19 protein-coding genes are annotated in these 20,820 nt (G+C 60.4%); 8 read left to right on the top strand and 11 right to left on the bottom strand.

Annotation, left to right across the window (positions count from 1 at the left end; all coding sequences use genetic code 11):
* Nucleotides 1–33 precede the first annotated feature (33 nt).
* Both G494_RS0102110 and G494_RS21490 read right to left on the bottom strand, forming a co-directional pair.
* Nucleotides 34–876, bottom strand: a complete 843-nt coding sequence (locus G494_RS0102110; protein ID WP_028583200.1) for a cytidylate kinase-like family protein — start codon at nucleotides 874–876, stop codon at nucleotides 34–36.
* A 204-nt stretch (nucleotides 877–1,080) separates the two neighbouring features.
* Nucleotides 1,081–1,812 (bottom strand): phosphatase PAP2 family protein, encoded by a 732-nt coding sequence (locus tag G494_RS21490; protein WP_161629923.1) that lies wholly within the window; start codon nucleotides 1,810–1,812, stop codon nucleotides 1,081–1,083.
* Between the two features lie 188 nt (nucleotides 1,813–2,000).
* Between G494_RS21490 and G494_RS0102120 the strand changes: the two genes are divergently transcribed.
* The 3 genes from G494_RS0102120 to G494_RS0102130 all read left to right on the top strand — a co-directional run bounded on the left by G494_RS0102120 (nucleotide 2,001) and on the right by G494_RS0102130 (nucleotide 5,785).
* Complete coding sequence (locus tag G494_RS0102120; protein ID WP_028583202.1) at nucleotides 2,001–3,560, top strand: glycosyltransferase family 39 protein; 1,560 nt, start codon at nucleotides 2,001–2,003, stop codon at nucleotides 3,558–3,560.
* 136 nt (nucleotides 3,561–3,696) lie between these two features.
* A complete protein-coding gene (locus tag G494_RS0102125; protein WP_028583203.1) occupies nucleotides 3,697–5,316 on the top strand; it encodes a bifunctional ADP-dependent NAD(P)H-hydrate dehydratase/NAD(P)H-hydrate epimerase in 1,620 nt (539 codons plus the stop codon).
* Between the two features lie 13 nt (nucleotides 5,317–5,329).
* The gene (locus G494_RS0102130; protein ID WP_028583204.1) at nucleotides 5,330–5,785 is read left to right on the top strand and encodes a CBS domain-containing protein; all 456 of its coding nucleotides are present in this window, start codon (nucleotides 5,330–5,332) and stop codon (nucleotides 5,783–5,785) included.
* Nucleotides 5,786–5,834: 49 nt separating this feature from the next.
* Here the strand turns inward: G494_RS0102130 and G494_RS0102135 are convergent, their stop codons facing one another.
* The 9 genes from G494_RS0102135 to rplU form a co-directional block, all read right to left on the bottom strand.
* Nucleotides 5,835–7,151 (bottom strand): GGDEF domain-containing response regulator, encoded by a 1,317-nt coding sequence (locus G494_RS0102135; protein WP_028583205.1) that lies wholly within the window; start codon nucleotides 7,149–7,151, stop codon nucleotides 5,835–5,837.
* Nucleotides 7,152–7,352: 201 nt separating this feature from the next.
* A complete protein-coding gene (locus G494_RS21495) occupies nucleotides 7,353–9,059 on the bottom strand; it encodes an ATP-binding protein (protein WP_051305268.1) in 1,707 nt (568 codons plus the stop codon).
* Entirely contained in the window at nucleotides 9,056–12,409 is a 3,354-nt protein-coding gene (locus tag G494_RS0102145; protein WP_028583206.1) for a UvrD-helicase domain-containing protein, read from the bottom strand. Before G494_RS0102145 ends, G494_RS21495 begins: the two co-directional genes overlap by 4 nt.
* A 4-nt stretch (nucleotides 12,410–12,413) precedes the next feature.
* On the bottom strand, nucleotides 12,414–13,094 hold the full coding sequence (nadD, locus tag G494_RS0102150; protein ID WP_051305269.1) for a nicotinate (nicotinamide) nucleotide adenylyltransferase: 681 nt from the start codon (nucleotides 13,092–13,094) through the stop codon (nucleotides 12,414–12,416).
* Complete coding sequence (locus tag G494_RS0102155; protein WP_028583208.1) at nucleotides 13,078–14,343, bottom strand: glutamate-5-semialdehyde dehydrogenase; 1,266 nt, start codon at nucleotides 14,341–14,343, stop codon at nucleotides 13,078–13,080. Before G494_RS0102155 ends, nadD begins: the two co-directional genes overlap by 17 nt.
* A 149-nt stretch (nucleotides 14,344–14,492) precedes the next feature.
* Entirely contained in the window at nucleotides 14,493–15,617 is a 1,125-nt protein-coding gene (proB, locus tag G494_RS0102160; protein WP_028583209.1) for a glutamate 5-kinase, read from the bottom strand.
* A gap of 16 nt (nucleotides 15,618–15,633) precedes the next feature.
* On the bottom strand, nucleotides 15,634–16,662 hold the full coding sequence (obgE, locus tag G494_RS21500) for a GTPase ObgE (RefSeq protein ID WP_035245171.1): 1,029 nt from the start codon (nucleotides 16,660–16,662) through the stop codon (nucleotides 15,634–15,636).
* Nucleotides 16,663–16,926: 264 nt separating this feature from the next.
* Nucleotides 16,927–17,181, bottom strand: a complete 255-nt coding sequence (gene rpmA / locus G494_RS0102175; protein WP_028583210.1) for a 50S ribosomal protein L27 — start codon at nucleotides 17,179–17,181, stop codon at nucleotides 16,927–16,929.
* A 27-nt stretch (nucleotides 17,182–17,208) separates the two neighbouring features.
* A complete protein-coding gene (gene rplU / locus G494_RS0102180) occupies nucleotides 17,209–17,520 on the bottom strand; it encodes a 50S ribosomal protein L21 (protein WP_028583211.1) in 312 nt (103 codons plus the stop codon).
* Nucleotides 17,521–17,773: 253 nt separating this feature from the next.
* On the opposite strand from rplU, the gene G494_RS0102185 reads away from it, so the two are divergent.
* The 5 genes from G494_RS0102185 to G494_RS0102200 all read left to right on the top strand — a co-directional run bounded on the left by G494_RS0102185 (nucleotide 17,774) and on the right by G494_RS0102200 (nucleotide 20,768).
* On the top strand, nucleotides 17,774–17,932 hold the full coding sequence (locus tag G494_RS0102185) for a rubredoxin (RefSeq protein ID WP_028583212.1): 159 nt from the start codon (nucleotides 17,774–17,776) through the stop codon (nucleotides 17,930–17,932).
* Between the two features lie 14 nt (nucleotides 17,933–17,946).
* On the top strand, nucleotides 17,947–18,117 hold the full coding sequence (locus tag G494_RS26575; protein ID WP_153305733.1) for a hypothetical protein: 171 nt from the start codon (nucleotides 17,947–17,949) through the stop codon (nucleotides 18,115–18,117).
* Between the two features lie 102 nt (nucleotides 18,118–18,219).
* Nucleotides 18,220–18,990 (top strand): metal ABC transporter ATP-binding protein, encoded by a 771-nt coding sequence (locus G494_RS0102190; protein ID WP_028583213.1) that lies wholly within the window; start codon nucleotides 18,220–18,222, stop codon nucleotides 18,988–18,990.
* Nucleotides 18,983–19,834: a metal ABC transporter permease gene (locus G494_RS0102195; RefSeq protein ID WP_028583214.1), complete on the top strand. Its 852-nt coding sequence runs from the start codon at nucleotides 18,983–18,985 to the stop codon at nucleotides 19,832–19,834. Before G494_RS0102190 ends, G494_RS0102195 begins: the two co-directional genes overlap by 8 nt.
* Before the next feature lie 229 nt (nucleotides 19,835–20,063).
* The gene (locus G494_RS0102200; protein ID WP_028583215.1) at nucleotides 20,064–20,768 is read left to right on the top strand and encodes a lipid-binding SYLF domain-containing protein; all 705 of its coding nucleotides are present in this window, start codon (nucleotides 20,064–20,066) and stop codon (nucleotides 20,766–20,768) included.
* The last annotated feature ends 52 nt before the right edge of the window (nucleotides 20,769–20,820 follow it).

A 20,820-nucleotide genomic window follows, 5' to 3' on the forward strand; every position in this document is an offset into this window, starting at 1 on the left:
TGGGGAGAACGCAGGCCTTGAAGATCCGGAGCCCTACAGCTCCAGGTTGAAGAAGGTGTTGATATGATCCCGCTCAGGGCGGATCGGTTCCCGAAACCTGACCTCCTCAAGGCTGCAGAGGTCTTTGAGGGTATGGGCCAGTTCCCGGCGCACCCCCAGGTCGGAACGCAGCGGCCCTGCCAGGTTGGAGATCGAAATCCGGCGATCCTCCTCCAGTTGCACCCGGGCATTGGGAGCCATGGGCGTAAGCAGGGCCTGGACATGGGCCAGCACCAGCCGCTGCTGGAGGGCCGCAACCGACTCAGGGGTTGGTGCGAACTGGTTTTTTTTGACACTCCTCAGCAGAAGCTCGACAATATCATCCACGCCCAGGGAATCCACACTCAGGACCATGTCGTACAGCCTGGAATCCCAGCTATCCTGAGCAAAGAGCTGTTGGCCCCAGCGACGCCTGGCCTCATCATCCCGGCTGATCCGCTCCCGGGCCGTGGCCTGGGAACAGCCTTCCCGTTGCATCTCCTCGCGGATGCGATCATCCTGGTTGGCAATGATCCGCACCTTGAGCACATGGGAGATATTCTGGAGAAAAAAGTGGCCGGCCAGGCCATGATAGACGACATTGTCCTTGGCCATGTGGGTGAGAAAGGCAGACTTGAAGTAACCGATGAGCTGTTCCTGGCCGTGGTTGAAACGCTCCAACAGCGAGGGCGCATCGTGGAGGGCGCGGCCCAGGGTGAGTTCAGGGATCTGAAAACGATCCGAGGCCTCGACCAGGATCTCCCGGGAGATGCATTCGTAGTCAAGCTCGCTGGCCAGGGCCTCGGCAACCTCTTTACCGCGACTGAAGGAACCTCTTGAAATGGTGATAACCGACATACCAACCTCCTTTACTGGGCCCTGGGTGCAGGGCGTTTAAAAAAAATGTAAAAGGAGAAAAGAAAACTCAGGGGATAGGCCGATGGTCTATGGAGAGTGAAGAAAAGAGCTACTCATTTTCTTTGGAAATAATGATTGTTCCCTGACTACACCTCCAGCGCCTTTATTGCAAACCTTTTTCTCGCCCCCTCAGCGGGAGGCCCCTCAAGGGAGGGGATCATCCTGCTCCGGTTTGAGCCAGATGGCGAGCAACTGAGCGGTGAGGTAGACCACCCCGCCGGCCCAGAGGGTATCGCTGAGGAAATGACCGCCCTGGAGAATACGGGCCGCGCCCACCAAAACGCCCCAGCCCAGGCCGACGACCAGAAAACGATCAGCAGGTATCCGGTTGCGTCCCCGGACCAGGAACCAGGGGCCGATCATGGCAAAGGCGATGGAGGCGTGACCCGAGGGAAAGGAGCTGTTGGCCCCGGCATCGCCCGGTTGCCAGAACTGATGGAAGCGGTGTTCGCCGCCAAACTCCACCACCTCCCTGGGCCTGGGCCGCCCCAGGTTGTCCTTGAGGAGGACGTTGGTCACCAGTCCCGGGCCGATGACCAGGAGGAGCAGCAGAAAGAGCCCCTGTCTGCGCAGCCCTCTGAGCCGCTGCCACCAGATACCGGCCACCATCACCACCAGGGCTGCAAGCCCGCAGATCCAGGCAGGCAGCGGTCCCCAGGTGTAGACCCACTGCCAGAAGGGATCTTCCAGGCCGGGCCACTCCTGCTGGGGAAAAAAGACCAGTGCAGAGAGCCGCCGATCAGCGTCGCTCAGCCAGATCACCAGGGTGAGGCTGATCAGGACCAGCAGCACCAGGAAGAGTTCGTTGAGTTTACGGCCCAGGGTCAAAGGTGCCCCCCCTGGGGTACAGCGGTGAAGCGAGAAGAAATTCTGCATATTTTTTCCCAGCATGGTCCACCCAGGGATTGCCTCTCCCCGGTAAACACTATATAGTCTTTATTTTTTGGCAAAGGGCAGCCTGAAGACAAGATTGCCGCATGCCCGCCAATGCCTTCGCCCGACGACCGGACGTGCCCTGAATCCGCCACATTTCCTCTACTCTTTCCGACCAGCGTTGCCTGACCATGATTACCACCGATACCCACCAGAAGTGGCTGACCCTGTTGGTCATCCTCTCCGGCCTCCTGGCCCGCCTGCTCCTCAGTCCCAACTTCCTGCTGGTCCCTGACGAGGCCAACTACTGGCAGTGGAGCCGATACCTGGCCCTGGGCTACCATGACCATCCCCCCATGTTGGCCTGGACCATCTGGCTCTCCACCACCCTCTTGGGCCAGAGCGAGTTTGCCGTCCGCTTGCCCACGGTCCTGGGATCGGCGATCTTTTCCCTCTACCTCAGCGGCCTGGCAGGACGGTTGTTTTCCCAGCGCTGCGCCCTGCACACCGCCCTGATCTGCCAACTGCTGCTCCTGATCAACGGCTCCGCCCTGATCGCCACCCCGGATGGCCTGCTGCTGCCCTGCTGGGCCGCGGCATGTTACCATGGCTATCGCGCTGTTTCCAGCAGAACAGCAGCCCAGTGGCTGTTAACCGGCTGCTGGTTCGGCCTGGGCATGCTCTCCAAGTATACCATGCTGCTCTTTTTACCCTGCCTGTTCTTTGCCATCCTGGCCATCCGGGAGTATCGCACCAGCCTGGCCTCCTGCTGGCCCTGGCTTGGACTGCTCATCAGCGCGTTCTTCTTTAGCCCGGTGCTCTTCTGGAATGCGGAGAACCACTGGGCCACCTTCCGCCATGTCCTCTACCAGGGCGGGCTGGAAAACAAGGCCCTCTTTACCCTGGCCTATGTCGGAGATTTTCTCGGTTCCCAGGCCCTGCTGCTCTCGCCGCTGCTCTTTCTTCTCCTGCTTGCAGCCTGGTGCCGGCCCCGCCTGCGCGCCGCCCTGCCTCCGGCAAAGGCCGGCTACCTGCTCTGGATGTCCTTGCCCGGTTTTGTCGTCTTTCTGCTCCTCTCTCTCCACGTCCGGATCTATGGCAACTGGCCGGCCCCGGTCTATGCCTGCGGCATCATCCTGGTGGCAGCGCTCTGGGCGCCTGGCGGTCCCCTGGCCCCGGCCAGGTCCCGCACCTGGAAGCTCACCCTGGCCACTGCCGCGGTCATCACCCTGCCGGTCCTGATCCAGGTGGTCTATCCCCTCCTGCCCCTGCCCCTGTCCCTGGATCGTACGGCCCGGGAGACCGCGGGCTGGGACGCCCTGGGAACAGAGGTTGCCCGGACCCTTGCTGCCATGCCCAGACCGGAGGAGACCTTTATCTTTGGCCTCCGTTATCAGTATGCCAGCGAACTGGCCTTCTACACCCCGGGCCGACCCAGGACCGTCTCCATCAACCGCTGGGCGCGCCCCAATGTCTATGACTTCTGGTTCGACGACCAGATGCTCCTGGGCCAGGACGGGGTCGGGATCTTTACCTGGAAGCCCATGGCCCCCTTGCTGGCCGAACGCTTCACCTCGGTGGAACCTCTGGAGGAGATCAGCCTCAAGCGGGTCTCCCCCTGGTTCGGCAGCCAGGAGGTCCAGAAGCTCTATCTCTTCCGAGGGCACGGCTTCAAGGGCGGCATCCGCTGGCAACCACGTGACCAGGGGGACATCCGAGCCACCGGCCTCCAGACAGAGGAAAAAAAATAACTTTTATCAACACCTTGCCTTTGCCTGCTGCGGAAAAAGCTCCTATACTATAGGGGAGATAGTAACCAGGGGCCGCCATGATCCCCGGGGTTCCGGCAGAGCCGCAACCACAACCTTCATCACCACAGGTCACCTTATGCAACTTGCCAGCTCAGCTCAGATGCGGGAACTTGACCGTCGCACCATTGAAGAGTACCAGCTTCCAGGCATGGTCCTGATGGAAAATGCCGGTCGCGGCACGGTTGAGGCCATGGCCCGCTCTTTTGGTCCCCTTATGGGACGCCAGGTGATCGTCTTTGCAGGGCCCGGCAACAACGGCGGCGATGGCTCGGTCATTGCCCGCACAGTGCTCAACCAGGGGGCATACCCCCGGCTCTTCTACCTGGTGGACCCCGCCACCCTCAAGGGTGATGCCGGCCATAACTTCAGGATCATTCAAAAGCTGCAGATCCCCTACACCCTGCTTACCACTGATGAGAAGCTGGCCGGGGCAGAGGAGCAGATCCTGGACCTGCTCCGGGATGCGCCGCTGCACAGCCTGGTGGACGCCCTCTTTGGTATCGGCCTGGATCGCCCCCTGGAGGGACGCTTCCTGGCCGCGGTCCAGCTGATCAACCGCCTCCGCCGCGAGAGGAAGATGCAGGTGGTCAGCGTCGATATTCCCTCCGGCCTCAACAGTGACACCGCCCAGGTACAGGGAGAGGCGATCCAGGCCGACCTGACCGTTACCTACGGCCTGGCCAAGCCGGGCCATTTCCATCACGGCGCTCCTGCTGTGGGCCGACTGGAACGGGTGGATATAGGTATCCCCCCGCAGCTGCACCGACAGGGGGAGCTGCCGGGAACCGCCCTCACCGCCGAATCCCTGCCCCGGCTGAAGGGCAGATCCTCCGACTCCCACAAGGGCAGCAACGGTCACCTCCTGATCCTGGCCGGCTCCAGGGGTACAACCGGGGCCGCTATCCTCGCTGCCCAGGGCGCCCTCCGCAGCGGCAGCGGTCTGGTCTCCCTGGGCGTGCCCCACGAACTGAACCCGATTTTCGAGGCCAGGCTGATCGAGGCCATGACCGTACCCCTGGCCAACTCGGCGACCGCTCTCAGCCACCGGGATCTGGAGACGATTATCGCCCTCTTGGCTGATAAAGACAGCCTGGTCCTCGGCCCGGGCATGGGTACCGAAGCAGACACCGCCAGGCTGGTACTCCACCTCTATCAGCACGATCCCCGTCCCCAGGTGGTTGATGCCGATGCGCTCAACATCCTGGGCCGACACCCGGAAATCCTCTCCAGGGCGGCCGGAGTGCGGATCCTGACCCCCCATCCCGGCGAAATGGCCCGGCTCTGTTCCTCCACCGTTCAAGCCGTGCAGCGGGACCGACTGGCTGCGGCCCAGTGGCTCAGCCGCCGGGAGGGAGAGAGAGCACAGCCCCTGATCACCATCCTCAAGGGGGCGGGAACCGTGATCGCCGACGGCCAGGGCCGCTGGAGCATCAACACCTCGGGCAATCCAGGCATGGCCACCGGCGGCATGGGCGACGTCCTGGCCGGCATCATCGGCGGATTCCTTGCCCAGGGGCTGGACCCCTGGGAGGCCGCCTGCCTGGGAGTCTACCTCCACGGCCGCAGCGGCGACGACCTGGCCGACTCCCGCCCCTTTGGCTACACCGCCTCTGAGTTGGCCGACCAGTTACCTGCCACCATGGCTGAGCTGGCTGCAGGCGGCAAGACAAGAGTGCAAACAACCGCGAATAGATAACCCAGGAGAACCTATGTTACGCGCAAAAGATATCATGAGCCAGGAGGTCATCGTCATCAACGAGACCGATTCCATCCGGGAGCTGGCTGTAACCCTGCTGACCCATAAGATCAACGGTGCGCCGGTGGTGAACAGCAGCAACCAGGTGGTGGGAGTGGTCACCGAGAGTGACCTGATCTTTCAGAACAAAAAGGTCCACATCCCCACGGCCGTAGCCATCCTGGACTCGTTTCTCTTTCTGGAACGTCCTGCCAAGATGGAACAGGAGCTGAAAAAAATTGCAGGCAGTCAGGTGAGGGATATCTGCTCCAAGGAACTGGTCAGCGTGACTCCGGAAACAGAGTTAGAAGAGTTGGCCACCCTGATGGCGGATAAACAGGTCCATACCCTGCCGGTGATGGACCAGGGGGAGTTGGTCGGGGTGATCGGCAAATCCGATATTATTCGTACCATTGCCCAGCAGGAGTGAGCGAGGGGCAGAGCAGAGCCTGTGCCAGGGCCAGGAGCAGAAAACGGTCTCAGAGCGCACTCTGCTCACAGTAAAAGTTCCAGCAGTTTCGACCGTTCTTCTTGGCCTGGTACATGGCGATATCTGCGTGGCGAAGCATGGTTTCCGCATCAGTACAGTCATCCGGGAAGACCGAGATCCCCACGCTGGCCCCGATATAGCAGATATGATTCTCCACCTCTATGGCCTGATTCAGCAGGTCGATGGCTTTCTGGGCAACATGGCTGGCCCCCTCTGCGGTCTCGGTACTCTCCAACAGGATCACAAACTCATCCCCGCCGAGCCGACACACCGAGTCCGAGGCACGCAGGGTCGTGCGCAGCCGTTGGGCCACCTGAACCAGGACCTGATCTCCAATGCCGTGGCCATAGGTATCATTGATCGGCTTGAATCGATCCAGATCAATGAAGAGCAGACAGAGCTTCCTGGCATAGCGGCGGGCCAGGGAGATGGCCTGGGGTAGACGCCTCCGAAAATAGTTCCGATTGGGCAGCTGGGTCAGGGTGTCATGGTTGGCCATGTAACGGATCAGTTCCGCTGCTTCCTGGCGCTCGGTGATATCCTGAAAGACCAGCACCCCACCACTGATTTTCTGGCGCTGGAGAATGGGAGTGGCGGAGAAATCCACCGGAAAACTGGTGCCATCCCGGTGAAGCAGACGGGCATCATCGAAATGGATAGGTTCGAGCTTGGCCTGCTCCTGGAAAAAGGGACAGCAGTCCACCTCGAAATCGTCGTGGTCCGGGGTGGAGAGCTGGAAAAATTCCAGGTAATGATGACCGGTCATCTCCTCTTCGGAGTAGCCCAGCATCTCCTGGCCGGCCGGGTTAATGTAGCTGATCTCTCCCTGGAGGTTGACGCCGCAGATACCGTTGGCAGCCGCATCCAGGATCATCTCATAGTTTTTGGAGAGCCGGCGCATCTTCTCCCGGGAACGGTGGGAGCCCAGGATATAGCGAATACGATTCTTGAGCACCGGCCAGCGGATGGGCTTACGGATGAAATCCACAGCCCCGGCTCCAAAGGATCGATCCACGGTCTTCTCATCGTCAATGGCCGTGACCATCAACACCGGCGGCGGCTCCACCAGGGAGGTGGTGATGTTTTCACAGACCGTAGGGCCATCAATCCCGGGCATGGCGATATCAAGGATGACCAGGTCATAACTCTGCTCTCCCAGACGCTCCAGGGCTGCGTAGCCATTCTCTTCCTCGTCAACCAGATAGCCCTCCCCCTCAAGAAATTGACGGAGAAGAATCCGAATGACCGGGTCATCATCGACGATCAGTATCCTGGGTGGAGATTCGGCAAAGAGTGTCGCTTTCATAATGTGGTCGTCCACCAGGGGTAATAATCGTCAACGGTTCTTCCAGGGGCAGGCTTCACCATCTCTGTTCCTCTCCATGATCCGCCGCAGCAGCCGCAACCCTGGCGGTTGCGCAACCATCCGGAAAAAAACACTCTCCCCCGGCCGGCGTCCTGTCCGTCCGTGTTCAGGGTAGTCTTATTGTAGGAGACTCGAGCCTGATTAATCAAGCTCTTCCTGAAAAAAACCAATGACCTCAGCGGCCGAGGCCCTGATCCTGGGAAGAAGCTGCCCCACCTGGTCGAGGTTCCCCTTTTTGGCCGCCTCTTCCACCAACCGAAAGAGCGCAGCAAGTCCCTGGGCGCCGACCTGGCTGCAGCTGCCCTTGAGCAGGTGGGCAAGGTCGGCGATCGTGTCCTTGCGGCCGGCCTCAAGCGCACGTTCCAAGGCTGTCAGCCGCTCCTGGAGCGAGGCTACAAAGACCAGGGTGACCCGGTCCAGATCACCGACATGCTGCCTGAGTCGTGCCAGGACCGCGCGGTTGATCTCTCCGCCGCCTCCCAGGGGCTCCTGCTCGGCCGGCTGTGTTGCATCCTGGGCCGGGCTGGCCATGATTGCGGCCATATCCAAACCAGGCAGCCATCGCTTCAACACCAGCCTCAACTTCGTACAGTCAACAGGTTTCACCAGGTAATCAACCATACCCACGCTGAAACAGCGTTCCCTGGTCTCACTGGTGGCATCGGCGGTCAGGGCAACTATCGCAGGCGCCTCCTCCCTGGACGTTTCCAGGGTATTCAGGATGGCCTGGGTGGCGGCAAAGCCATCCATCACCGGCATCCGGCAATCCATGAAGACAAGATCAAAATGGTGCTGCCGACAGAGGTCCAGGGCCTCCTGACCGTTACGGGCAAAGGAAAGGGGCACCTTGGAGTTCGCCAACAACTCGCCCATAACGATCCGGTTGGTTTGATCGTCATCCACGATCAGGATCGCGCCCTGTTCATCACCCGAAACAGCGGGAGCAGGGGCAGACCGAGGCTCTCTTTGCGTCACCTCCCATTCCGGAGGTTCCGCAAGCGGCTGGAGAACCGCGACCTCGCCCTCTTTCGGGGCCGGCTCAAGGCTGATCGTAAACCAGAAGGTACTGCCCTTGCCTGGCTCGGATTCCCCGCCGATCTCCCCCCCCATCAGCTGGACCAGCTTGGCACAGATGGTAAGCCCCAGGCCGGTGCCGCCAAAACGACGGGTGGAAGAGGCATCGAGCTGGGTAAAGGGAGAAAAGAGCTTGGCCAGCATCTCCGGCGCAATGCCGATGCCGCTGTCAATAACGGAAAAACGAAGGGTGTCGCTGCCAGTTTCAGCCAGGACCCGCTCCACCTTGAGCAGGACCGCTCCCTCTTCGGTAAACTTGATACTGTTCCCCAAGAGGTTAACGATCACCTGCCGGATGCGATAGCCATCGCCAAGGTAACAGCGCGCCAGGCCCTGGTCCCTCTGCAGCTGAACAGAGACCCCCTTCTGCCTGCCGCTCACGCCATAGAGGGTGATGACCTGATCAAGGAGTTCGCAGAGGTCGAATTTTTCCACCTCAAGGACCAGCTTCTCTGCCTCGATCTTGCTGAAATCGAGGAGGCTGTTGATCAGGGTGAGGAGACTGCCGGCAGAGCCGTGGATCAGCTGGGCAAAGTTACGCTGACGCTCCTCCAGATCGGTTCGCAGCAGCAGTTCACTCAAACCGATGACCCCGTTCATGGGGGTCCTGATCTCATGACTGATCATGGCCAGGAAATCAGACTTGGCCTTACTGGCACTGTCTGCCCTTCGGGCACGTCGGGCAAGGCTCCGGTTCTCCCTCTCCAGCCGTTGAACCTCACCCTCAAGCTGGAGGATACGTTGTTCCTGGGTCTGCTCTTGCCTGCTGCTCATCTTGAGGGAAAGAGGCTGAGTTGACGGTGGGCAGACCGCTGGCGGCTCAGGGGGGCTGCCAGCGGGGTGAGCAGCTGGGCAGGAATCTCCCCGATAAAACGGGAGGGCTGTTGGCGGCCAGACGAGTGGTCATAAGCCAAGCGGGAGCGGCACCAGGAAAGATGGAGCGATTCGATGGCCCGGGTGATCCCCACATAGCAGAGACGGCGTTCCTCTTCGATCAGCTCCTCAAGGGCCTCCTGGGCAAGTGTCTCCCTGGGCTCCAAGGGGAGGATACCTTCCTCGACACCGGTGAGGAAGACCACCTTGAACTCCAAGCCCTTGGCCGCATGCAGGGTGGAGAGGGTCACACATTCGGCCCCCTGGTCATAGAGCAGGGAATCACTGTAGCGCTGGAGATAGCCGGCAAAGCCTTCAAGCGACGCACCATAGCTCCGGGCCAGCTGGAGCAGGCGCTGGTTGTCCTCATCTTCGAGTTCCAGTCCATGGAAGCAGATCAACTCCTCCAGGATCGGGATCAAGGCGGAGCCCGCCTGCCTGGCCCTGGCCTGGAGCCGACCCAGGCTGCCCTGAAAACGCGCCAGATGTTCCCTGGCTCGGGGACGGCTCAGGCTGGCCGGATCCAGGCTGAGCAGGGTGGGCGGCTCGCCCTGGGGCGGGCGGCTCTCCTGGGCTGCTGCCTGCTGCAGGGCGGCTGCAACCTGCTGGCGCATAACCGGGCCAACCCCGCTCTGCCGGGCGAAGAGCAGCAGCTCCTGCTCAGGTTCTGCCAGCCCGGCCAGCGCCAGCAGGGAGAGGTAGAGCAGCCTGGTGTCTCCTCTGGTATAAAAGGCCTCCAGATCGACCACCTGAAAGGGGATGGAGCGCCGCTCCAGGAGGGCTGCCACCGCTCTTTTCTGACTGCTGGTCCGAAAGAGAATACCTATGTCTTTTAAAGAGATGGTGCTCTCTTCGGCCAGTTCCAGCTGCTCGATACTCCGGTGGCTGGTCCCGCCCAGGAGCTGCTCCAGCCTATCGCCGATCCAGCGGGCCTCTTCCTCCGGATTCCGGCACTCCCGGAGATGGACCCTACCTGAACGACCGGCCAGGGATTGCATGGGAGCGGTCTCCCCTGGTCGCCGATTATGACGGATCAGGGCCTCTGCCGCGCCGAGGATGACGGAGCCGCTGCGATAATTCCTGACCAGCTGGTGGATCTCTGCCCGCTGGACGAGCCCAAACTCCTGAAACCAGCGGGCATTGGCACCACGAAAGCCGTAGATGGCCTGGTCCGGGTCCCCGATCACAAAGATGGAGGAGGACTTTGCCAGCTCTGTAACCAGCCGGTATTGGGCCAGATTGATATCCTGAAATTCGTCTACCAGCAGCTGATCGGTTGCCCGGCGCATCTCCTCGGCGACGGCGCCGCCGCCACTGAGCAGCTCCACCCCGGCCGGGACAATGGCCTGGATGTCCACACCGTTCTCCGCTTCCAGGTGTGCCAGATAGTCGCTCACCACCCCGGTGGGGGGGGCTGTGGAGGGGTTTTCCAGGTATTGGCAGAGCTCTCGTCCCGCCTGGAGCCGCTGCAGTGGAGCCGTGGAGGGCAGCAGTTGTCCCAGGAGCTGCTCACGCCGCTCTGCGCCGACCACCTGCAGGCCTGGCTGCTGCCGCCTCAACCAATGAAGGCAGTAGCCATGAAAGGTCCAGACCTGGATGCGTTGGTTCTTGCCCAGCTGGGCTGCGATCCGTTCCCTCACCTCATCGACTGCCTTGTTGGTAAAGGAGATCACCGTGCAGCGGGGCAAACGGCCTGCTCCGGACGCGCCCGCAACCCGGACCACCCGCTGGACCAGGGCATGGGTCTTTCCGGTCCCTGGCCCGGCCTTGACCACGATCACCGGGGCTCGACTGTCAACGGCCTGCTGCTGTTCCCGGTTCAGGACCGGCAGAGGAGCATCTCCCGCCAGGGGCTTAGCATTCAGGGCCTCTTTTATCACTGCTGCCTTGGCCTTGACCGCTTTGCCGGCACTACTCCTGCGCCGCCTGGTGGGCAGGGGGGCAAAGAGCTTCATCTGACCGGCCAGGGAGGCACGTTCGCCCGGGTCAAAGACCCGGATCACTCCGAACTCACCGTCAAATCCAGGCTGACGGATCACCTCCTGGCTGCGGATTCTCCGGATCGCCTCAGCAATCAGGGGGGTTGCCCTGGAACTGATCTCCTCCACCGGAACCTCCAGCAGCAGGGCGAACTCAGAGCCAAAGAGGGTGATCAGCTTGGCATAGGCTGCGGCCACCTTCTTGGTGGCAGGGCCCACCCCGAGCAGTTCACTGAGCACCTCGGCCAGGGGGATGCAACTGAGCACCGCCGGAGAGCCGCTGGGATAACGGGGGACATCCCGATCAGCCAGCGCCATCACCCGATTGAGCACCCCGATGGTCAAGGGCTTGCCGCACTCGGGACAGCATCCCTGGTGGCCTGCGGTCTGTCGGGGCTCAAAACAGACCCCGCACTTGCGGTGACCGTCACAGTGGTACTTTCCCTCTTCCGGATAGAACTCCACCGTGGCCCGAAAGACCTGGTTGCCGTCGGAATCACAGGGCTGCCGCAGGGCCTCCTGGAGATGGTAGTAATCAAAGGCGGTGGCCAGCAGGTTGGCCTCACGCCCCAGCTTGGCAGGGGAGTGGCAATCTGAGTTGGAGATCAGGGTATAGCGGTCCAGGGCAGAGATCCGGCGGTTCATCTCCGGATCCGAGGAAAGACCGGTCTCCAGGGCAAAGATGTGGGGAGAGAGATCCTCGAAACACTCCTCCAACCGATCAAAACCAGACTTGGAGCCAAACAGGGAGAACCAGGGGGTCCAGATATGGGCAGGGACGAGGAAACCGTCCGGGGCCTCTTCCAGGACAATCTCCAACAGATTGCGGGCATCCAGGCCCAGGATGGGCCGGCCATCGGAATGGAGGTTGCCGATGTCGGCCAGTCGTCGGTTGATCCGCTGCACCGCTGCCAGATCAGGGGCATAGAGCAGGTTATGATTTTTGCGGACCCGCTCCCCCTTCTTATAGATCGAACTGATCTCGGCGCTGAGCACAAAGCGGACCTCAGCCAGGCTCACCCTCCCGGCCAACTCGCCGGGGAGAATATCCGGGACCGCAGACCACTCGGGCCGCAGGCGAAAAAAGCCTGGTTCCGCCTCCATCAGCTGCTCACTGATCTGGGCAAACCAGCCCGGATGGGTAAAATCACCGGTACCGATTACCCGGATACCCTTGACCGCTGCCCAGGCCGCCAGCCCCTGGAGGGTGCCGGCCTTGCTGGTGGCCCTGGAAAAGGGAGAATGAATATGGAGATCAGCGATATAATCCATGGATTCAGCCGCAGCCGTAGAGGTTATTGCTCCTGATATAACGGTACACCGGCGCCGGCACCATGGAGGGCGCCTGACCGCGCTCTAACTGAGCACGCACCTCCGATGAGGAGACCGGCCACTGGGTATCTCCCAGGTAAACCAGGGAACGCCCCGGCTCAGAGCCCCATCGCCCAGGGGCTTCCTGACTCTGATAGGAGACGGGTAAGGCCTTGATGGAGGCCTCGATGATATTGTGGTCTACTTTGTCTCTGCCTGCAACGATTAAACTGACCGCCTGCAGGAGTTCTTCGGCCCGGTGCCAGCGGGGCAGGTCCTTGAGCGAATCTGCGCCAATGATCAAAAAGAGGCGATCCTGAACATAGCGCTGTCGGAGTTGACGCACCGTCCGGATGGTGTAGGAGAGGCCGCTGTATTCGGTTTCAACCAGGGAGACCGTGAGCTGCTCCTCGTCGGCAAGGGCCAGTTCGAGCATGGCCACCCGCTGCCTGAAAGAGGCGACCGGTGCACGTTTATGGGGAGGATGGGGGGCCGGGATAAAGAGGATCCGGTCCAGCTCGGTATGCGCGAGCACATAACGGGCCACCCCGAGGTGGCCGTTATGGACAGGGTCAAAGGTTCCGCCGAACAGACCTATCTGCTCACCCCTCTGCCCTGCCCCCAGGCTCTCAGCTCCGAATTTCACCCTGACCAAGGACAATAAATTTGCGGGTAGTCAACTCCTTCAGGCCCATGGGTCCATAGGCATGGAGCTTGGTGGTGGAGATACCGATCTCCGCGCCCAGGCCGAACTGGCCGCCATCGTTGAAGCGGGTGGCGGCATTGACAATCACGGCCGAGGCATCCACTTCCCGGAGGAAGCGCTGGCTGCGCTCATAGGAGTCGGTGATGATGGCCTCGGTGTGCTGGGAGCCATGTTCTGCGATATACTCCATGGCCTGATCCATGCCGGAGACCACCTTGACCACCAGGGCAAGATCGAGAAATTCCCTGCCCCAATCCTCGTCGGCTGCCGGCTCGACGCGTCGATCGAGGCTACAGCTCTTGGCACAACCCAGGAGACGTACCCCGGCAGCGCTCAGATCCGCGGCCAGGGCAGGAATCATGGTTGCGCTGCATTCCTGATGCACCAGCACCCCTTCGACGGCATTGCAGACGCCGGGTCGCTGCACCTTGCTGTTATGGACGATGGGAATGGCCATCTCCGGCTTTGCATCCTTATCGATAAAGATATGGCACACCCCCTTGTAGTGCTTGAGCACCGGGATCATCGACTTTTGGGTGACCGCCCGGATCAGCCCCTCGCCGCCCCGGGGGATGACCAGATCGATATACTCCTCCTGCTTGAGCAGGATATCCACCGCCGCCCGATCGGTGAAGGGCAGCACCTGGACCACGGCCGGATCCACACCGGCTGCGCTCAGGACGCCCTGCATGATGCCGGCCAGGACCAGGTTGGAGTGGATGGCCTCGGAACCGCCTCGGAGGATGACCACATTACCGGCCTTCAGACAGAGGGCTGCCGAGTCGATGGTCACGTTGGGACGGGATTCATAGATCATGGAGATCACCCCCAGGGGGACCCGCATCCGGCCCACGGTGATGCCGCTGGGCCGTTTGGCCATCTCATCGACCTCACCGACCGGATCCTCCAGGGCGGCTATCTCATGCAAGCCGCGGATCATGTCTGCAATCACCGCCTCGCTGATCTCCAGCCGGTTGATCATGGCCGGGGAGAGCTGTTTCTCTCTGGCTGCAGCCACATCCTTGCTGTTTTCCGCCTTGATCTGCTCCAGGTTGGCCTCCAGGGCAGTGGCCGTATCGCGGAGGATCTGATTCTTGACCGCAGTGGGCAGGGCAGCCATGGTGCGAGAGGCCTGTCTGGCCTTTTGGGCAATATCTTTCACCGCTGTTTCAAGTGTGACACTCTCCATCGTCTCTCCTCTCTGTTCAAAAGTTGCTACAGGGTATGTGTAAACGTATCTTCACCAACTCGGGGCTGTCACGAAAAATCTTGGGTCTTGCCGGCTGGACGCAGACGGACAGGCCAGACCGACGGCACCGACTGGCGGGCGGCGGGACCTCAGTCCCTGAGGACCAGATTATCGCGGTGGATCACCTCGTCGCTGTCCTTATGGCCCAGGACCTGCTCTATGTGCGCGCTCTTCAGCCCTTTAATTTTTTGGATCTCTGCAGCAGAGTAGTTGCTCAGGCCCGAGGCGATCGGGCGCCCCTGCTGATCCAGACACTCCACCGGCGCCCCAACCTCAAATTCCCCCCTGACCGCAAGGATGCCCGAGGGCAACAGGCTCTTGCCCTGCTCCATCAGGGCCCGGGCAGCACCCTGGTCCAGGATCAGCGAGCCTTCCGGACGAAGCACGTAGGCAATCCAGTGTTTGCGGCGGGTGATGCGCTCCTTGGCAGGGAGAAAGAAGGTACCGACCACCTCACCACTGAAGAGGATCTGGAGAATATCGGGATTTCTCCCCGGACCGATGAAGGAGCTGCCCCCGCAGGCGGCCACCATCTTGGCGGCCTTGATCTTGGCCAGCATCCCACCGGTACCCATGGAGCTGGTGGAGTGGCCGGCCATCTGTTCAATCCCCTGATCGATCTCAGCCACGGTGTAGATGGGCCGGGCCGCCTCATCAGCGCCTGGGTTGGCGGTGTAGAGGCTGTCCACATCGGTGAGGATGATGAACATGTCCGCACCGATCATATTGGTGATCAGGGCACCCAGGGTATCGTTGTCACTGAAGCGCAGCTCTTCCCCGGAGACCGTGTCATTCTCGTTGATGATCGGCACCACCCCGAACTCGAAGAGGGTGAGGATGGTGTTGCGGACATTGAGGTAGCGGTTACGCTGGGAGAGATCGGCATGGGTGAGGAGCACCTGGGCCACCTGCTGGTCATGCCCTGAAAAGGCCTGTTCATAGGCCTGCATCAACAAGCCCTGTCCGGTGGCGGCCAGGGCCTGCTTGACCTTCAGCTCTTCATGGTATCGTTTGGCAATTCCCAGGCGCTGCCGGCCGGCGGCAACGGCCCCGGAACTGACCAGGATCACCTCCCGGCCGGTGGACTGGAGAAAACTCACCTGACGGGCAATACTGGCCACGATGGACCCATTCAGGCCCGCCTCATCGGTGAGCACCGCACTGCCCACCTTGATCACCACGCGTCTGGCCTGATCAAAGAGGGTCTGGCGCAGAAAGAGGCCGTCTTCTTTACTCACCTGAAAGGTCATCACTCCCCCTTGAACGATGCTCGTCTATGAGTTCTCCCAGGGTGTTCTTCAGCTCCTCCAGGCCGATCCGCTCATCGGCTGAGATCGCCATGACCCCCTGCCCCAGGTGGCTGAAACAGGCCAGCCTGGCCTGAAGTTCCTCCTCGTCGAGCAGATCGATCTTGTTGAGGACCAGGACCTGCCTCCGATCCTTGAGTTCGTCGCTGTAGGCGCTCAACTCCTCCTGAATGGTGGCATAATCGGCCAGCATCTGCTCCTCGCCCACCGAGGCATCCAGCACATGGAGGAGGATGGAGGTCCGTTCGATGTGGCGCAGAAACTGGTGGCCCAGACCGACGCCCTGGTGAGCCCCTTGAATCAGGCCGGGAATATCGGCAATGATACAGGGTTCAGACCAGGGAAAGTGGAGTACCCCAAGCTGGGGATCCAGGGTGGTGAACGGGTAGGCGGCGATCTTGGGGTTGGCTGCGGACAGTCGTGACAACAGGGTGGACTTACCGGCATTGGGCAGGCCGATCAGGCCGATATCCGCCAGGAGCTTCAGCTCGATCCGAAGCCAGTGTTCCTCGCCCAGCTGACCGGGGGTGGCCTTACGCGGGGCCCGGTTGGTGGAAGAGGCGAAGCGGGCATTCCCCAGACCGCCCTTGCCGCCTTCGGCCGCCCGAAAGGCCTGATCGTGCTCGGTGAGATCCACCAGCACCTGATTGGTATCTGCATCCTTGATCACCGAGCCCAGGGGTACCCGGATCAGCTCATCCTTGCCGCCCCGGCCATGGCGATCCTGGCCCTGGCCGTTGCCGCCCCGTTCCGCCTTGAAGTGGGAGCGGTACCTGAAGTCCATCAGGGAGTGCAGCTGGCTGTCGGCCACAATATAGACACTCCCGCCCCTGCCGCCGTCACCGCCGTTGGGCCCGCCCTTGGGGACATACTTCTCCCGCCGGAAACTGACACAGCCGTTGCCGCCGTCACCGGCTTTTACATAAAACTTCGCTTCATCGACAAAACCCATAGCTCAATCAACCATACGTAAAAGATATTTTGACGACCTGAAGGTCTTACCCCCGGGAAGATGGGAACAAAGGAGCGCAGCACCATGGCCGTAACAATGAGAAAGCGCCCCTGCAGATACTGTCGGGACGATAGGTGAAAACTGCTCCAGATGGTCAAAAAAAAACTCGGCACCAATATCGATATTGATGCCGAGCCTTCTCAAGATCCAGTATGCAACGTGGTGCTGCGTTATATGCCCTCGACCAAGGAGGAGGACGGTTGATCAGTCAGGATATACAGAAACGCGCTTCTTATTCTTCCCAAAAGATTCGTACTGCACCTTGCCGTCAACTTTGGCAAAGAGGGTGTAATCACGACCACATCCCACGTTTTCACCGGGGTGAATCTTCGTACCGAGCTGACGAACCAGAATGTTACCGGCCCGGACTTCCTGGCCACCGAAACGCTTTACGCCCCGTCGCTGACCTGCGCTGTCACGTCCGTTTCTCGAACTACCGCCTGCTTTTTTATGTGCCATGGTATTCTCTCCGTTTCAGTTCAAAAATTACGCTGCGATCTCTTCGATGGTCAACGCAGTAAACGGCTGGCGAAAGCCTTTCTTCACACTGTAGCCTTTCCGTTTTTTCTTTTTGAACACGATGACTTTCTTGTGTCTTCCCTGCTCGGCAATCTTGGCAACGACTTTCGCTCCATCCACAACCGGCTGCCCTACCTGTACCGTCTCACCATCGACGACCAACAGGATATCATCCAGCTCAACGGTATCACCGACCTCACCTTCAAGTTTTTCAACGCGGAGGGTATCGCCGGCCTCTACCTGATACTGTTTCCCGCCGGTTCGAACTATTGCATACATGCGAATTCTCCTCGATAACTTCAAATAAAAAATTTTTGCAGAATTTAACAATTAACCACAAGATCCTGCAAAATGTCAACACCTATATTTACTCTTGCCTTGGAAAATTCCGAGCAGGCCCCTGGAACAAGCAAAAGCCCGCCTCCCTGCTTTTTATTGAAAAGGCCTGGCAAAAAAAGTATACTGAAGGATAAAGAGTATTCTTTTTATACGTTATTTATCATTGGATATCAAGCAACTAGAGGTGAGACTCATGGAAAAAATGGAATGCCCCTGCGGCTACGTCTATGACCCCGAAGAGGGTGACGCTGAAACCGGAATCGTTGCCGGAACCGCCTTTTCCGACCTTCCCGAGGATTGGGTCTGTCCCAAATGCGGCGCCGAAAAAGAGTATTTCTTTCCCGCCGACTGAGCCGCCCAGAGCGCATGGGAGCATGGCAAGCCGCCCCCCTGCTGGAGCTTGCCATGCTCAGCCCGCCCCCTGTCTGTTTTCAAGCTGACCAAGTCGGTCATGCAGGTCAGCTCAGCTCTGCGATACCGCTACCAGGAGACCTCAACCGGCCGGCAGAGATCGCGGTCTTTGCGAGGAGCAGCTGAGGAGCACCGACAAAACGATCAGCCCATCCTGAGCAAGGCACTCCGATTCTTCCCCCCGGGACCGAGAGCGTCCTCACCCTTAGCCCCCCAAGCCTGAACCCGATGACAGATCAGCCGGCCCAAGCGGCCATTGAAATCCATGACCTCTGCTTTTCCTATGACCAGCTCCCGGTCCTGACCGAGGTCAACCTTACGGTCCACGCCCAGGATACCCTCTGCATTGTCGGCCCCAACGGCGGCGGCAAGACCACCCTGGTGAAACTGATCATCGGCTCACTGACCCCTGATTCAGGCAGGGTCTCGATCTTCGGCCAGGCTCCCCAGGACGCCCACCATCGGTTTGGCTACGTTCCCCAACACGCCATCTATGACCCCCACTTTCCGATCTCGGTACGCGAGGTGGTCTGCATGGGGCGCCTTGGTCACCCAGGAGGCAACCGACGCTACAGCCGCAGCGACAAGGCCAAGGCCATGGCAGCCCTGAAGGAGGTGGATCTGGTCCAGATGGCCAGCCGCCCCTTTTCCGCCCTCTCAGGAGGGCAGCGTCAACGGGTCCTGATTGCCAGGGCCCTGGCCTCTGAAGGAACCATTCTCATCCTCGATGAACCCACGGCCAATATCGACCACGAGTCAGAGGAACACTTCTACGATCTGCTCCAGCGATTGAAGCACCGGATGACCATCCTGATGGTGACCCATGAGGTGGGCTTTGCCTCCACCTTTTTCCACAGGATCGCCTGTGTGAACAACCAGGTGATCATCCACCCCACCAGTGAACTCACCGGCGAACTCATCCAGAACATGTATGGAGGCGACCTGCAGATGATCCGTCATGACCATGTCTGCAGCGAGGAGGGCCACACCATTGTCTGAATTTATTCAGCTCCTCCTCAACCCGGATCTGCCCTTTCTCCGCTATGCCGTGCTCACCGGCCTGCTTGCCTCCATTCCCTTTGGAATCATCGGCACCTACGTGGTGGTTCGTCGAATCAGCTACATCGCCGGGGCCATCTCCCACTGCGTCCTCGGCGGCATAGGCATCGGCATCTACTGCCAACAGGTCTTGGGGATCCCCTGGCTCTCTCCCATCTTTGGGGCCGTCACCGTGGCCATCCTGGCCGCCGTTCTCCTGACCCTGGTCAGCCTCCACGCCAAACAGCGTGAGGACAGCGTCATTGGTGCGCTCTGGGCGGCGGGCATGGCCATCGGCCTGCTCTTCATTGCCAAGACCCCGGGATATACCGATCCCATGAGCTATCTCTTTGGCAACATCCTCCTGATCACCAGAGATGACCTCTCCTTTGTCCTCCTTCTTGACGGGGTGGTCATCGCCATAGTCTCCTTTTTCTACAACTCCTTTCTTGCCATCTGCTTTGACGAGGAGTATGCCCGCCTCAGGGGCATCCGCACCCACTGGCTCTACCTGCTGCTGCTCTGCCTGACCGCCCTGACCATCGTCCTCCTGGTCCGTATCGTGGGGATCGTCATGGTCATTGCCCTGCTTACCCTGCCCGCAGCCATTGCCGGCAACTTTGCCCGCAACATCATCCAGATGATGCTCCTGGCCATCCTCCTCTGCGCCGGCTTCACCCTTCTGGGGATCGGCCTCAGCTACAACCTGGACCTGCCCAGCGGTCCGGTGATCATCCTCTGCGCCGCCCTCAGCTACCTGCTCACCATCCTGGCAGGAAAACTGCTCTCCTTCTCACGCTCCTGAGCCCTGTTGGGGGAGGCCTGCCTGCAGCGACCTGGAAAGCATTGCACTATCCTTTTTAATAATGTACCATTTCAAGAGCTTATAGGAATAGGTCAGCCCCTGGTCCAGGGGCTGGGGTACTGCTCTCCCAGTCCCGGCTGCAGGCGTGTGAGCCGGGTGTGCTGACTGGCCCCACAGGGCCATCACCTGTCCGGCCTCTCCCGCTAACCATTGTTTTCAGGAGTCCGCTATGTACCGACCCTATCCATCATGGAAAATCCTGCTCCCTCTTCTGCTGCTCCTCCTAAGCGTGGTTACGCCTGGCCGAGCAGGCGACTTTAGCAAACCCCAGGAACTCGTTTCCCAGAGCGAAGCGGTCTTCAAGAGTTTCATGGCAGACCCCAACATGGAGTGGTTCCACCACAACATCGGCCGGGCCCGCGGCATCTTCATAGTTCCCCAGATGCTGCGCGGCGGTTTTATCATCGGCGGTTCAGGGGGAAGCGGGGTTCTGCTCTCCCAGGATCTGAAGAGCGGCGCCTGGAGCTACCCGGCCTTCTACACCATGGGCTCGGTTTCCCTGGGCCTGCAGATCGGGGCCGATGCCTCGGAGATCATCCTGATGGTCATGACCGATAAGGGCCTGGATGCCATGCTCTCCACCGAGTTCAAGCTTGGCGCCGACGTGGCCGTTGCAGCCGGACCCATCGGACGTTCCGCCAAGGCGCAGACAGCCGATATCCTGGCCTTTGGTCGCTCCAAGGGCGCCTTTGGCGGACTCAGTATCGAGGGCGCAATCATATCACCCCGCAACGACTGGAACCAGCAGTATTACGATCAGCCGATACGCGCCGTCAACATCCTCATGGACCGGAAGGTCACCAACCCCCAGGCCGATGGACTCAGGCAGGCCCTGCCCCAGGCCCGACGTCGGGGTAAACCCCTGGGAAGCTGAACCCTGCCTTTCAAGGGAGAAGAGAGGGCGACAGCTGCATCCTGGCCCAAAC

This window comes from Desulfogranum mediterraneum DSM 13871, assembly GCF_000429965.1.
Classification (GTDB): Bacteria; Desulfobacterota; Desulfobulbia; order Desulfobulbales; family Desulfobulbaceae; genus Desulfogranum; species Desulfogranum mediterraneum.

Bases quoted from the DNA above. Each gene is read 5' to 3' on its own strand.
- G494_RS0102125 (WP_028583203.1), top strand. From the start codon at position 3,697: ATGCAACTTGCCAGCTCAGCTCAGATGCGGGAACTTGACCGTCGCACC.
- G494_RS21495 (WP_051305268.1), bottom strand. From the start codon at position 9,059: ATGAGCAGCAGGCAAGAGCAGACCCAGGAACAACGTATCCTCCAGCTT.
- G494_RS0102190 (WP_028583213.1), top strand. From the start codon at position 18,220: ATGACAGATCAGCCGGCCCAAGCGGCCATTGAAATCCATGACCTCTGC.
- G494_RS21490 (WP_161629923.1), bottom strand. From the start codon at position 1,812: ATGCAGAATTTCTTCTCGCTTCACCGCTGTACCCCAGGGGGGGCACCT.
- G494_RS0102185 (WP_028583212.1), top strand. From the start codon at position 17,774: ATGGAAAAAATGGAATGCCCCTGCGGCTACGTCTATGACCCCGAAGAG.
- G494_RS0102110 (WP_028583200.1), bottom strand. From the start codon at position 876: ATGTCGGTTATCACCATTTCAAGAGGTTCCTTCAGTCGCGGTAAAGAG.
- G494_RS0102135 (WP_028583205.1), bottom strand. From the start codon at position 7,151: ATGAAAGCGACACTCTTTGCCGAATCTCCACCCAGGATACTGATCGTC.
- G494_RS0102200 (WP_028583215.1), top strand. From the start codon at position 20,064: ATGTACCGACCCTATCCATCATGGAAAATCCTGCTCCCTCTTCTGCTG.
- G494_RS0102145 (WP_028583206.1), bottom strand. From the start codon at position 12,409: ATGGATTATATCGCTGATCTCCATATTCATTCTCCCTTTTCCAGGGCC.
- G494_RS0102130 (WP_028583204.1), top strand. From the start codon at position 5,330: ATGTTACGCGCAAAAGATATCATGAGCCAGGAGGTCATCGTCATCAAC.
- rplU (WP_028583211.1), bottom strand. From the start codon at position 17,520: ATGTATGCAATAGTTCGAACCGGCGGGAAACAGTATCAGGTAGAGGCC.
- G494_RS0102155 (WP_028583208.1), bottom strand. From the start codon at position 14,343: ATGGAGAGTGTCACACTTGAAACAGCGGTGAAAGATATTGCCCAAAAG.
- obgE (WP_035245171.1), bottom strand. From the start codon at position 16,662: ATGGGTTTTGTCGATGAAGCGAAGTTTTATGTAAAAGCCGGTGACGGC.
- G494_RS0102120 (WP_028583202.1), top strand. From the start codon at position 2,001: ATGATTACCACCGATACCCACCAGAAGTGGCTGACCCTGTTGGTCATC.
- rpmA (WP_028583210.1), bottom strand. From the start codon at position 17,181: ATGGCACATAAAAAAGCAGGCGGTAGTTCGAGAAACGGACGTGACAGC.
- G494_RS26575 (WP_153305733.1), top strand. From the start codon at position 17,947: ATGGGAGCATGGCAAGCCGCCCCCCTGCTGGAGCTTGCCATGCTCAGC.